Below are 12,289 nucleotides of genomic sequence, written 5' to 3'. Positions count from 1 at the left end.
ACGGACCTTCTGGTCGACACCTGTGGCATCGGCCCCGCACGGCGAAACTTTAATGAACGAGCGTTCAGAACCGGGACCTAAAGAAACCGCGCGGGCGGCCGATGTCCGGGGTGTCGCCCGACACATTCCCAAGGAGCCTCCCATGCGCCGTCACCTCATTACTGCCGCCGGTCTTGCCGTGCTGGCCCTGTCCTTCGCTGCCCCGGCCTCGGCCGATCTCAAGCCGATCAAGCGCGTCGAGCCGCAGTACCCGGCCGAAGCCGCGCGCGCCGGCACGCAGGGCTTCGTCGAAGTCGAATTCACCGTGGACGAAGGCGGCAAGGTCGCCAGCGTCTCCGTCGTCAACGCCAAGCCGGCCCGCGTGTTCGAGCAGTCGGCCGTGCGCGCCGTGAAGCAGTGGGAGTTCGCTCCGGGCGGCGGCAAGGGCAAGGTCCGCCTGGACTTCTCGCTGTAAGCCAGTGCGGTAAACGCATCCGACATTGCTGGTTGGAGGGAAGACGCGCCGGAGACGGCGCGTTTTCTTTTTGTGCCGGCAATCAGGTCCGCCCCGCTTCGAGCGGAAGGATTGCCCGTCACCGTCGTCCTGAGCGTAGGCCGAAGGCCGAAGTCGAAGGACGAGCGGGCCGGGGCGCGTGACATCCCGCTCACCCTTCGACTTCGCTTCGCTACGCTCAGGGCGAACGGTGGTGGGTACGTCCGCACGGTGGGTCTCGGATGGGACCTCAGTCAGGTCCGCCCCGCTTCGAGCGGAAGGATTGCCCCTCACCGTTCGTCCTGAGCTTAGGCCGAAGGCCGAAGTCGAAGGACGAGCGGGGCGGGGCGCGTGACATCCCGCTCACCCTTCGACTTCGCTTCGCTACGCTCAGGGCGAACGGTGAGGGGTACGACCGCACGGAGGGGCGGGGCGTAGGGGCAGCTGAAACCACGGTTCCCCGGAAAGCACGCAGGCCGTGCCACAAGGCCGCCGGATCCGCCGCGCGCCGTTATGGACTATGGCCGCTGTCCGCGACCGCAGCTCCGGGGAGGGCACGCCATGAAGCTCAAACGCCTGTTCGCATGGACGCTCGGCGTTCTCGTCGTCGGCGCGGGCGCCGCCTTCGCGGTCGGCTGGTTCACCTCGACCAACAGCTGCTACACCGATCCGCCCGTCTCGCCGCGCGACCCGATGAAGGCCGTCATCCGTTGCGACTACGGCACCGCCGAACGGCTGGAAATCGTCAACATCGAAAAACCCGTGCCCGCCGACGACGAAGTGCTGGTCAAGGTGCGCACGGCTGCGGTGAATCCGCTGGACTGGCACTACCTGCGCGGCACGCCCTACCTGATGCGACTGGGCACCGGCCTGCGCCGGCCGAAGGAGATCCGCATGGGCGTGGATTTCGCCGGCACGGTGATGACGGTCGGGCGCAACGTCACGCGCTTCAAGCCGGGAGACGCTGTCTTCGGCGGGCGCACCGGGGCCTTCGCCGAGTACGTCACGGTGAAGCAGGATCGCGCGATCGCGCTCAAGCCGGCCAATCTCTCCTTCGACCAGGCCGGCGGCGTCGCCATCGCGGCGACCACGGCGCTGCAGGGGCTGCGCGACGGCGGCAGGCTCAAGGCCGGCGATCGCGTGCTGATCAACGGCGCCTCCGGCGGCGTGGGCACCTTCGCCGTGCAGATCGCGCGCACCATGGACGCGCAGGTCACCGGCGTGTGCAGCACGCGCAACGTGGCGATGGTGCGCGGCCTCGGCGCGCAGGAAGTGGTGGACTACAAGCGCGCCGACTACACGCAGGGTCCGGCGCGCTTCGACGTGATCCTCGACAACGTCGGCAACCGCACGCTGGCGGAAAACCGGCGCGTGCTCGTTCCCGACGGGCGCTACGTGCTCATCGGCGGCGGTGGTCCGGACGACGGCCGCTGGATCGGGCCGATGCTCAAGCCGCTGGGCGCGATGGTGACGTCCTGGTTCGTCGATCAGCACCTGGGCATGGTGCTGGCCGAGCTCTCGCAGCAGGACATGAACGTACTGCGCGGGCTGATGGAAAGCGGGGCCGTCACGCCGGTCGTCGACCGGCGTTATCCGTTGCGCGAGATCGCCGACGCGGTCCGCTACGTGGAGAGCGGACGCGCGCGCGGCAAGGTGGTGATCGTGATGGAGTGAGCGCGCGCGCCGCTCAGAAGCGGTGCGCGGCCGCGCATGCGGCGACGTGGTTGTAGTCGCTGGACATGCAGCGGTAGAACGCCTGCTTCTCGCCGCTCGCGCCGGCGCAGTCCTGCGGCGTGACTTCCGCGAGCGCGGCGCGCAGCTTGGTCGACATGGCGTCGAAGTCGGCGCGTTTCATGTAGCCGGCATCGGCGTTCTTCTGCCCGACCTCGAGCATCGTTTCCAGGCCGTAGCGCGCGTTGCCGACGGCCTTGTCGCAGGACAGCTCGACGCCGTCCTCCTGCACCTGCATCAACCCCTTGGCGATGCCTTCGACGGCCTGCTGCGTTTCCGGCGGAAGCGTCTTGACCTCTTCGCCATGCGCGATGCCGGTGAAGGCCAGCGCGATGAGCGAGGTCGCCAACGATGCGCGGACCGCGTTCGCGGTGGTGTGCTTGCGGGTGTTCCCCATTCCTTCGCCCCTGTGGTGTGGCATTGCGCCGAGGGGGGAGCTTAGCGGGGTGGAAGGCCGTTGTGAGCGCTGTTGCTCCCTCCCCTGCTTGCAGGGGAGGGGCCAAGAGCCGCAGGGGAGGAGTGAAGTGGAGCAGGGTTCCTCAGAACTCCTGCCAATCCGTCCCGCCATTAGCCGCCTTCGCACGAGGCGCCCGCGATGCCGCAGCCGAACGCACCGCACGCACCGGCTTGGCTGCACGCACCGGCGCCACATCGATCACCTGCGCCCGCACCGCTGCCGCCGCTTGCGCCAGGCGGAACACCGCCACCGTTTCCACCAACTGCTCGGACTGCTGCTCCAGGCTGCGCGCGGCGGCCGAGGCCTGCTCCACCAGCGCCGCATTCTGTTGCGTGCCTTCGTCCATCTGCGTGATGGCGTGGTTGACCTGCTCGATGCCCGCGCTCTGCTCCTGCGACGCCGCGGAGATGTCGGCGATGATGTCGGTGACCTTCTTCACGCTGGTGACGATGTCCTCCATCGTCCGGCCCGCCTGGTCCACCAGCTGCGTGCCCTGCTGCACTTCCACCACCGAATCGATGATGAGCTGCTTGATCTCCTTGGCCGCGTTGGCCGAGCGCTGCGCAAGCGAGCGCACCTCGCCGGCGACCACGGCGAAGCCGCGGCCCTGCTCACCGGCACGCGCCGCTTCCACCGCGGCGTTGAGCGCGAGGATGTTGGTCTGGAAGGCGATGCCGTCGATCACGCCGATGATGTCGCCGATGCGGCGCGAGGATTCGTTGATGGCGCTCATCGTGAGCACCACCTTCTCGACGATCGCGCCGCCTTCGCCCGCGACGTCGGCTGCGGTGCGCGCCAGCTGGTCCGCCTGGCGTGCGTTGTCGGCGTTCTGGCGCACGGTGGAGGTGAGCTCCTCCATCGACGAAGCGGTTTCCTCCAGCGACGCCGCCTGCTGTTCGGTGCGGTGCGAAAGATCGTTGTTGCCGGCGGCGATTTCGGCCGCGGCGCTGCTGATGGCATCGGAGCCTTCGCGGATCTGGCCGACGATCTCGGCCAGGCGGTCGACCGTTTCGTTGGCATCGTCCGCCATGCGTGCGAACACGCCGCGATATTCGCCGCGCATGTGCTGGTCCAGGTCGCCGCGTGCCATGCCCTGGAGCAGCGTGGACAACGCGGAGAGGTTGCCGTCGGCGGTGGACATCAGGCGATTGAGGGTGTCCACCATCGCGCGGAAATCGTGCTCGAAGCGTTCCGCATCCCCGCGCGCGGCGAAATCGCCGTCGGCGGCGGCCAGGGCCAGGCGCTGGATCTCGCCGTTGATCGCCTGCAGGTTCGCTTTCACCGAGTCCATGGTGCGCGTGAGCACGGCCTTCTCGCCGGGCAGGCGGTCCATGTCCTGCGTCAGGTCGCCCACGGCGTAACGCTCCATGATCCGCAGCGCGCGCTCGATCGCGTCGATGTGCGATGCGACCAGGCCGTTGGTCTCGCGCACCATGCGGCCGTAGGCACCGGGGAAGGCGCTGTCGTCGATGCGGAATCCGATCTGGCCTTCGTCATGGCGACGCGCCATCTCGCCCTGCGCGGCAGAGTAGTCCTCCAGGCGCTGGCGCATGCGCTGCAGTGCGCCAAGGAGCTGGCCGACTTCGTCGCGCTGGTCGGTGCGGATGTCCACGTCGAAGCGGCCTTCGGCCATCGCTTGCGCGGCCTGCGTGGCGCGTCGCACCGAAGCGGCGATGCTGCGCGAGATCAGCAGGCACAACGCGACCGCCGCCGCCAGTGCAAGCAGCGCGGCCAGCAGCAGCGTGCCGGCGAAGCGCCACGCGCGCGCGGCGATGTCGTCGGTGTACTCGCCGCTGCCGATCACCCAGCCCCAGCGCGGCAGCAGTGCGACGTAGGAGATTTTCATCACCGGGCCTTCGACGCCGGGCTTGGGCCACATGTAGTCGACGTAGCCGCCGCCTGCGCGCGCCACCTTCACCATCTCAACGAAGATGCGCTTGTCGTCGGCGCTGATGAAATCGGTGAGGTCCTTGCCGTCGAGCTTGGTCTGGTGGGGATGCATCAGCATGCGCGGATGCTCGTCGTTGACCCACAGGTAATCGGTGCCGTCCTTGCTGCGCAGGCTGGAGACGACCTTCAGCGCTTCACGGCGCGCGACGTCCTCTGGCAGCTTGCCGGCCTGCGCCAGATCGGCGTACCGCTGCACGACGGCGAGTGCGGCACCGACGCGCGTCTGTAGTCGCGCCCGTTCGTCGGCGATCTGGCCGTGGTAGTTGCGTTCAACGGCGATGCCGGTGATCGCGATCAGGCCGAGCACGAGCACGGCGATCATCCACGCGAAACGCGCGCGCAGGGACAGGGAGGAGAAACGGAACAGCGAGGAGTCGTTCGACATGCGGGCACCGCGGCAGGGGAATCGACGCGGGAGCGCGTCTTGCCCGTGTTATCGGCGGCGCGCGGTGTTGGTGCAGGTCGAAAACACCGCTGACGTGAGGTTTTTTGGCTGAACAGGCAAAGTGGGGTGTGTCGGTTAAGAAGCACGCGCTTTGCGCGACCCCTCTTCCGCCCTTCGGGCACCTTCTCAGCTCTGCACTCCCTTCGGTCGCCGCAAGGGGAGAAGGAAACCCACGCAGCGGAAGGCAATGCGATCAATCGTTCGCCGGCACCCGCTCCGACGTGAGTTCCCGCAGCGAACACGCAGCCGAAGCACCCCGCCGCACCATCGCAGCCCCTTCATTGGCCGCCGTCATCCGCCGCGCGTCGCCCGTCGACAACCGGAACGCCGACACCGTTTCCATCAGCTGCCCAACCTGCTCATCCATGCTGCGCGCCGCGGCCGAAGCTTCCTCCACCAGCGCCGCGTTCTGCTGCGTGCTCTCGTCCATCTGCGCGATGGCCTGGTTGATCTGCTCGATCCCCGCGCTCTGCTCCAGCGTGGCCGCGCTGATCTGCGAGAGCATCGCGCCGACGCGCTGCACGCTGCCGACGATTTCATCCATCGTGCGTCCTGCGCCCTGCACCAGCCGCGTGCCGGCGCCGACGCGTTCCACCGAATCGCCGATCAGGTGCTTGATCTCCTTGGCCGCACTGGCCGAGCGCTGCGCGAGCGAGCGCACTTCGCTGGCGACCACGGCGAAGCCGCGGCCCTGTTCGCCCGCACGCGCGGCTTCCACCGCGGCGTTCAGCGCCAGGATGTTGGTCTGGAAGGCGATGCCGTCGATCACGCCGATGATGTCGGCGATCTTCTTCGACGATTCGCTGATGCGCGCCATCGTGTCCACGACTTCGTGCACCGCATCGCCACCGCGCACGGCGATGGCGCTGGCGTCGATCGCCAGCTGGTTCGCCTGGCGCGCGTTCTCGGCGGTGTGGCGCACGGTGCTGGTGAGTTCGTCCATCGACGAGGCGGTTTCCTCCAGCGAGGCCGCCTGCGATTCGGTGCGCTGCGACAGGTCGTTGTTGCCGGCGGCGATCTCGCGCGCACCCACGCCGATGGTGTCGGCGGCGACCTGGATCTGGCCGATGATGCCCGCCATCGCATCCACCAGCGCATTGATGCCGTGGCACAGATCGGCCACCGATCCGGTCTTGCCCGCCGTATCGATGCGCCGGGTCAGATCGCCCGACTGTGCGGCGCCCACCACGTCCCGGGTCTGCGCCACGGCGTGCTGCAAGGCCTGCGTGTCGCGCACCTGCGCGGTGATGTCGGTGGCGTACTTGACCACTTTGAACGGCTTGCCGTTCATGTCGAAGATCGGGTTGTACGAGGCCTGGATCCACACCTCGCGCCCGCCTTTACCCAGGCGACGGTACACGCCCGCGTCGTACTCGCCGCGGCCGAGCTTGGCCCAGAAATCGCGGTACTGCGCGCTGTTGCGGTAGGTGTCCTCGGCGAACATCGAATGGTGCCGGCCGACGACCTCGTCCAGCGTGTAGCCCATGGTCGCCAGGAAGTTGTCGTTCGCCGACAGAATGCGTCCGGTGAGATCGAACTCGATCACCGCCTGCGCCTTGCTGATCGCCGCCAGTTGTCCGGCGAAGTCCGCCGCCTGCATCTTCTGCGCGGTGATGTCGGTGGCGAACTTCACCACTTTGCGCGGTCGGCCGAGGCTGTCGAACACGGGGTTGTAGGACGCCTGGATCCAGACCTCGCGCCCGCCCTTGCCGATGCGGCGGTACTGGCCGGCGTCGAACTCGCCGCGCCCGAGCTTGGCCCAGAACTCCCGGTACTCCGCGCCCTGCGCGTAGTCGGATTCGACGAACATGCGGTGGTGGCGGCCCTGGATCTCGTCGAGGCGATAGCCCAGCGTGTGCAGGAAGTTCTCGTTGGCGTGCACGATGGTGCCGTCGAGGTCGAACTCGATCACCGCCTGCACGCGGTCGATGGCCTTGATGCGGCCTTCCAGTTCGGCGATGCGCGCGCCGTCGGCGGGCGAGGGCGCGTGCGGGGGCGCGAAGAGCGAAACGAGACGGCGCCAGAGCGAAGGCGCGACGGACGTGGAGCGGTCGGCCGTGACAGGCCGGATCCCTGCAACAGTGATCATGTGATCCTCGATGTCCTTGCTAAACAAATCGAACGCGCCATGGATCCCACACGGCGCTGGGTACTGCGTTGATTTGTGGACTCACGAAAGATCGCCCGTGGGAGACGGCGGCCTTGGGTGCGACTACAACGCGGCTGGCTTGGCGGATTCGCTCCGCCTGGCGTGCGTGGGGGCGTTGTTTTTGTTGTATGGAACGAGGTGCAGGGGGAGCGGGTGGAACGGAAACTCAGGCGGCGTCGGCGTGCGCCACCAGGCCCATCTCGGTGCTGGTCATCAGGCGCTCGATCTCCAGCAGGATCAGCATGCGTTCGCCGTGCGTGCCGATGCCGGTGATGAACTGGCGGTCGATGGTGGCGCCGATTTCCGGCACCGGGCGAATCTGCTCGGCTTCCAGGCGCACCACGTCGGAGACGCTGTCCACCACCATGCCCACCACGCGGTCGGCGACGTTGAGCACGATCATCACCGTGAGCGCGTTGTATTCGGCCTTGGCGAGGCGGAATTTGAGGCGCATGTCGATGACCGGCACGATGGTGCCGCGCAGGTTGATCACGCCCTTGATGTAGTCCGGCGCGTCGGGCAGGCGGGTGACGGTGTCGTAGCCGCGGATTTCCTGCACTTTCAGGATCTCCACGCCGTATTCCTCTTCGCCCAGGGCGAAGGTGAGGTATTCGTCGGCGGATTCGGTGGGGGTGTTGCGGTCCTGGCTCATGTCGGTGTCTCTCTGGTTTCGTAGCCCGGGTAAGCGGAGCGCACCGCGCCCCAGGCAACTCGTTCGTGGCTGCGATGAACGCGCCGCAGCGCGTTACACCAGTGAATTGCGTCTTGCCTTTGGATCCGTCACGGTGCCCCGGGTGCGGCCTTCGGCCTTACCCGGGCTACTTCAAGCCGCGTGGGCCAAGCGCTGGGATTGCGACAGCCCGCCCACATCGACGATCAGCGCGACGCGACCGTCGCCCAGGATCGTCGCGCCGGAGATGCCCTGCACGCGGCGGTAGTTGGCTTCGATGTTCTTCACCACCACCTGCTGCTGGCCGAGCAGTTCGTCGACTTCCAGCGCCAGGCGCTTGCCGTCGGCTTCCACCACCACCGCGATCGGCGCGCCCACGCGCGAATCGCCGGACAGGCCGTACTGCGAAGCCAGGTCGAGCAGCGGCAGGTAGTCCTCGCGAACCCGCAGCACGCGGGCTTCGCCGGCGATGGTGCGCACGTCGCCGTCGGCGGGCTGCAGCGATTCGATGACCGCGTTCAGCGGCAGGATGAAGACTTCGCCGCTGACCGCGACGGTCATGCCGTCCAGGATCGCCAGCGTCAGCGGCAGGCGGATCGACACGGTGGTGCCGACGCCCTTCTTCGAACGGATCTCGACCTGGCCGCCGAGTGCGGCGATGTTCTTCTTCACCACGTCCATGCCGACGCCGCGACCGGACAGGTCGGTGAGCTGTTCGGCCGTGGAGAAACCGGGGTGGAACACCAGGTCCCACACCTGCGCGTCGGTCGGGTTGTCGGCGATGGGCAGGTTGCGTTCGGCGGCCTTGCGCAGGATGCGTTCGCGATCCAGACCGCGGCCGTCGTCGCTGATCTCGATGACGATGTGGCCGCCCTGGTGCTGCGCGTTGAGACTGATCGTGCCGGTTTCGTCCTTGCCCGCGGCGCGACGGTCGGCCGGCGATTCCAGGCCGTGGTCGATCGAGTTGCGCACCAGGTGCACGAGCGGATCGACGATCTTCTCGATCACGCCCTTGTCCAGTTCGGTGGCTTCACCGCTGGTGCGCAGGCGCACCTTCTTGTCCAGGCGCGCGGCGAGGTCGCGGACCATGCGCGGGAAGCGGCTGAAGGCGAACTCCACCGGCAGCATGCGCACGCCCATCACCGCTTCCTGCAGGTCGCGGGTGTTGCGGTCGAGTTGTTCCAGGCCGGACAGCAGCAGCTCGTTGGCGACCGGGTCCAGCTGTGCGGAGCGCTGGCGCAGCATCGCCTGGGTGATGACGAGTTCACCGACGAGGTTGATCAGCGCGTCGACCTTGTTCACCGCGACGCGGATCGAGGTGTCGCCTTCGTTCGCGCTGCCCTTGCGCGCATCGCTGCGCGTGTCGATCGCGACGACGTTGTCGGGCGCGTCCGGCAGCGGCGCCGGTGCGGGCGCGACGGCGGACGTCATGGGAATGGCTTCGATCGCCAGCTCGCACTGGTCTTCGACCCAGGCGAAGGCATCGTCGATGGCGCTGCGCGGCACGCTGCCGGGCAGCATCAGGTCCCACGCCAGGTAGGCTTCGAACGGATCGAGATCGGAGAACTTCGGCAGCGCGTTGTCGAGCGCGGTGACGCCCAGCTCGCCGTGGCCGGCCAGCTCGCGCAGGATGCGCAGCGGGTCGTTGCCGCTGAGGAACATCGACGGCGCCGGCTTGAAGCCGATGCGCCATTCGGCGATTTCCGGCTCCTTCGTTTCGGCCTTCGCGTTCGATGCGGCGACTTCGCGGCCCATCATCTTCGCCAGGCCATCGTGCGCGCGCTTGAGGCCCACCGCGTCGATCGGATCGCCGTGTTCGGCCGCACCCAGCAGGCCGCGCAGCGAATCGCCGGCGACCAGCAGCGCGCCGATCGCGCCGGCGTCGAGCTGTCGGCGTCCGCTGCGCGCTTCGTCCAGCAGCGTCTCCAACTGGTGCGTCAGTTCACTGATGGCGGTGAAGCCGAAGGTCGCCGCGCCGCCCTTGATCGAATGCGCGGCGCGGAAGACGACATTGATGGTTTCGCCATCCGCGGATCCGGATTCCATGGCGAGCAGGCCCGCTTCCATGGCATCCAGGTTTTCGCGGCTTTCCTCGAAGAACGCGGCGTGGAAGCGGGTGATGTCCATCGTGGCGGTTCTGCCTTCAGTGCGCTGACTGGAACGTGTGGAAGGCGATTAGCCCAGGACCTTGCGGACGGTGGCGAGCAGCTGTTCGGGGTCGAACGGCTTGACCAGCCAGCCGGTCGCGCCGGCGGCCTTGCCTTCGGCCTTCTTGTCGCCGCCGGATTCGGTGGTGAGCATCAGCAGCGGCGTGAAGCGGTAGTCGGGCAGCTGGCGCAGCTGGCGGATGAGTTCGATGCCGTCCATGCGCGGCATGTTCACGTCGGTCACCACGGCGTCGAAGCGCTGGGTGCGGGCGACGTCGAGCGCGGCCTGGCCGTCTTCGGCCTCGCGCACGTTGAAGCCGCCGCCGGTCAGCGCGAAGGCGACCATCTGCCGCATGGAGGTGGAGTCGTCGACGATCAGCAGGTTCTTGGACATCGTGGCCGGCTTCTGGTTGTTGTTCGGATGGATGGGAAATGCGGGGATGGCGTCAGGCGGCCGACGCGGCGTCGACGCCCAGGCTCTTGGCGAGCGCAAGCTGGCGCGCGGCGTCGGCCAGCACCTGGGAGGCGCCGGTGACGACGGTGGCGTGGCCCAGCGCGGCGCGTTCGCGCACGAAGGCATGCAGCATCTGCAGGCCGGCCGTGTGCACGCGTTCGACGGCGTCGCCGGCGAGCGACAGCGGTTCGGCGTCCTCCAGGTGCGGGCGCAGCGTGGCCTGCAGGTCGGCGACGTGTTCGATACCGAGGTCGGAGGGAAGCGGCAATGCGTTCATGGCGATCGGGTGGCCGTGGTCATTCGAGATGGATAACGGCGCGGGGCGGGAGGACTTGAGGGGCTTTGCCCGTCAGAGCTCCGGGCCCGTCCATCCTTCGACTTCGCTTCGCTACGCTCAGGACGAACGGGGGGAGGAAGCAGGTTGCTTCCGGGGTGGGGCATACCTTTGGCACCGTTCGTCCTGAGCGTAGGGCCGCAGGCCCGAAGTCGAAGGACGCACGGACCGAAAGCATCCGTAGCCCGGGTAAGCGCAGCGCACCCGGGTTGCCGTCTCCGGAACCGTTGCCCCGGGTGCGGCCTTCGGCCTTACCCGGGCTACGGGGACTTCGATTGGATTCACCGCAGCCATCCATGGCGCTACGCTTTCGGCGCCGGGTCGCCCGGCCCAGCCATCCATGGCCTGCCTCACCCGAACAACGCATTCGCATCCAGCAACACCGTAGGCTTCGCCACCACCCGCGCCACGCCCACGATCGCCTTGGACGGCGAAGCCATCAGCGGCGGTTCGATGCGGTCCGGACCCAGCGTCACCACGTCGTCGACGGCCGAGACCAGCGCGCCGATGAGTTCGTTGTCGCGCTCCACCACGACGATGCGTGCGCGCTCGTCGGGGGTCACACGTTCCGTGCCCAGCCACAGCCCCAGGTCGAAGACCGGGACGATGCGGCCGCGCAGGTTCATCGCGCCCAGCACGGACGGCGCCGCGCCGCGCATGGCGACGATGGGCACGGTGCGGCCGACTTCCTGCACGCGCAGCAGTTCGACCGCGTAACTGTCCTCGCCCACGGCCACGCGCAGCCAGCGATGCGTGGTGGTCACCGTCGGCGGCAGGGAGGGCGGCGTGAGCTCGACCGGACGCAGGCCGGTGTGCGCCTGCGCGGCGGCGGGCGCACGCGGGGGCGGTGCCGGTGAGCGGGCCGGCGCGGGCGCCGGTTGCGGGCGCGGTGCCTCGGCGACCACCGGCGGCGGTGCGTCGAAGAGCGGGTCGGCGTCGAGTTCGGCCAGCAGGCCGGGCGGAATCCCGGCCGCTTGCGTTGGCGATGCGTCGGCGAACAGGGGGTCGGAATCGAGTTCGTCCAGCAATCCGGCGGGAATCGCGAACGTCGGTGCGGTTTCCGGCGCAGGCGCCTGGCCGGCGAAGAGCGGATCGGCGTCGAGTTCGTCGAGCAGGCCGGCGGGAATGACAGCCGACGTCGTCGTCGTGTCGTGCGTGCCAGCAGCGAGCGGGCCGGTGAGGAGCGGATCGGCGTCCAGCTCCGCCAGCAGGCCCGCCGGGATCTCCACGTGCGCCATCACCGCTTCCACGGCGTGCGCCATCACCGGCGCATTCGCCGCAGCGGGCACGGGCGCCACCGCGTCGACGGTGAGGTCGAGCAGTTCGTCGAGGTAGGCGTCGATGGCGGGGTGGGTCATGTCGGTCTTCCCGGCCCCGTCATTCCCGCGGAAGCGGGAATCCAGCGCCTTGCTGTTGCGGTACGGATGAAAGTCGCTGCATCCCCGTGTTCGCGGGAATGACGAGCAGTAGTGCAGGTGCC

Annotated in this window: 10 protein-coding genes; 2 read left to right on the top strand and 8 right to left on the bottom strand. The window is 68.2% G+C overall.

The genetic code is table 11. The annotated features are described in order from the left end of the window. The first annotated feature begins 142 nt into the window (after positions 1–142). The gene (locus tag AAFF32_RS19115; RefSeq protein ID WP_216963986.1) at positions 143–454 is read left to right on the top strand and encodes an energy transducer TonB; all 312 of its coding nucleotides are present in this window, start codon (positions 143–145) and stop codon (positions 452–454) included. Between the two features lie 579 nt (positions 455–1,033). Then, complete coding sequence (locus AAFF32_RS19110) at positions 1,034–2,146, top strand: NAD(P)-dependent alcohol dehydrogenase (protein ID WP_216963984.1); 1,113 nt, start codon at positions 1,034–1,036, stop codon at positions 2,144–2,146. A 13-nt stretch (positions 2,147–2,159) separates the two neighbouring features. Here AAFF32_RS19110 and AAFF32_RS19105 read toward each other — a convergent pair whose 3' ends face one another. From AAFF32_RS19105 to AAFF32_RS19070, 8 genes are all read right to left on the bottom strand, one after another. After that, positions 2,160–2,600 carry a hypothetical protein gene (locus AAFF32_RS19105; RefSeq protein ID WP_216963981.1) on the bottom strand — a complete coding sequence of 147 codons (441 nt, stop codon included), beginning with the start codon at positions 2,598–2,600 and terminating at the stop codon, positions 2,160–2,162. A 142-nt stretch (positions 2,601–2,742) separates the two neighbouring features. Next, positions 2,743–4,995: a methyl-accepting chemotaxis protein gene (locus tag AAFF32_RS19100; protein ID WP_342316036.1), complete on the bottom strand. Its 2,253-nt coding sequence runs from the start codon at positions 4,993–4,995 to the stop codon at positions 2,743–2,745. Positions 4,996–5,248: 253 nt separating this feature from the next. Continuing rightward, a complete protein-coding gene (locus AAFF32_RS19095) occupies positions 5,249–7,144 on the bottom strand; it encodes a methyl-accepting chemotaxis protein (RefSeq protein WP_342316035.1) in 1,896 nt (631 codons plus the stop codon). A gap of 226 nt (positions 7,145–7,370) precedes the next feature. Continuing rightward, positions 7,371–7,856 (bottom strand): chemotaxis protein CheW, encoded by a 486-nt coding sequence (locus AAFF32_RS19090; RefSeq protein ID WP_216963972.1) that lies wholly within the window; start codon positions 7,854–7,856, stop codon positions 7,371–7,373. A gap of 171 nt (positions 7,857–8,027) precedes the next feature. Further along, positions 8,028–10,001 carry a chemotaxis protein CheW gene (locus tag AAFF32_RS19085; protein WP_342316034.1) on the bottom strand — a complete coding sequence of 658 codons (1,974 nt, stop codon included), beginning with the start codon at positions 9,999–10,001 and terminating at the stop codon, positions 8,028–8,030. A gap of 48 nt (positions 10,002–10,049) precedes the next feature. Next, the gene (locus tag AAFF32_RS19080; protein WP_137834142.1) at positions 10,050–10,415 is read right to left on the bottom strand and encodes a response regulator; all 366 of its coding nucleotides are present in this window, start codon (positions 10,413–10,415) and stop codon (positions 10,050–10,052) included. Positions 10,416–10,467: 52 nt separating this feature from the next. Beyond that, on the bottom strand, positions 10,468–10,752 hold the full coding sequence (locus AAFF32_RS19075) for an STAS domain-containing protein (protein WP_216963966.1): 285 nt from the start codon (positions 10,750–10,752) through the stop codon (positions 10,468–10,470). Positions 10,753–11,159: 407 nt separating this feature from the next. Beyond that, positions 11,160–12,167 carry a chemotaxis protein CheW gene (locus AAFF32_RS19070; RefSeq protein ID WP_342316033.1) on the bottom strand — a complete coding sequence of 336 codons (1,008 nt, stop codon included), beginning with the start codon at positions 12,165–12,167 and terminating at the stop codon, positions 11,160–11,162. Positions 12,168–12,289 lie beyond the last annotated feature (122 nt).

Source organism: Lysobacter sp. FW306-1B-D06B, from assembly GCF_038446665.1.
Classification (GTDB): domain Bacteria; phylum Pseudomonadota; class Gammaproteobacteria; order Xanthomonadales; family Xanthomonadaceae; genus Lysobacter_J.
The sequence above is the reverse complement of the archived record's forward strand: the minus strand, read 5'-3'. Positions and strand labels throughout refer to the sequence as shown.

What these genes read in the sequence shown, in the direction of transcription:
- AAFF32_RS19100 (WP_342316036.1), bottom strand. Translation starts at nt 4,995, where the DNA reads ATGTCGAACGACTCCTCGCTGTTCCGTTTCTCCTCCCTGTCCCTGCGC.
- AAFF32_RS19080 (WP_137834142.1), bottom strand. Translation starts at nt 10,415, where the DNA reads ATGTCCAAGAACCTGCTGATCGTCGACGACTCCACCTCCATGCGGCAG.
- AAFF32_RS19085 (WP_342316034.1), bottom strand. Translation starts at nt 10,001, where the DNA reads ATGGACATCACCCGCTTCCACGCCGCGTTCTTCGAGGAAAGCCGCGAA.
- AAFF32_RS19070 (WP_342316033.1), bottom strand. Translation starts at nt 12,167, where the DNA reads ATGACCCACCCCGCCATCGACGCCTACCTCGACGAACTGCTCGACCTC.
- AAFF32_RS19075 (WP_216963966.1), bottom strand. Translation starts at nt 10,752, where the DNA reads ATGAACGCATTGCCGCTTCCCTCCGACCTCGGTATCGAACACGTCGCC.
- AAFF32_RS19095 (WP_342316035.1), bottom strand. Translation starts at nt 7,144, where the DNA reads ATGATCACTGTTGCAGGGATCCGGCCTGTCACGGCCGACCGCTCCACG.
- AAFF32_RS19105 (WP_216963981.1), bottom strand. Translation starts at nt 2,600, where the DNA reads ATGGGGAACACCCGCAAGCACACCACCGCGAACGCGGTCCGCGCATCG.
- AAFF32_RS19115 (WP_216963986.1), top strand. Translation starts at nt 143, where the DNA reads ATGCGCCGTCACCTCATTACTGCCGCCGGTCTTGCCGTGCTGGCCCTG.
- AAFF32_RS19090 (WP_216963972.1), bottom strand. Translation starts at nt 7,856, where the DNA reads ATGAGCCAGGACCGCAACACCCCCACCGAATCCGCCGACGAATACCTC.
- AAFF32_RS19110 (WP_216963984.1), top strand. Translation starts at nt 1,034, where the DNA reads ATGAAGCTCAAACGCCTGTTCGCATGGACGCTCGGCGTTCTCGTCGTC.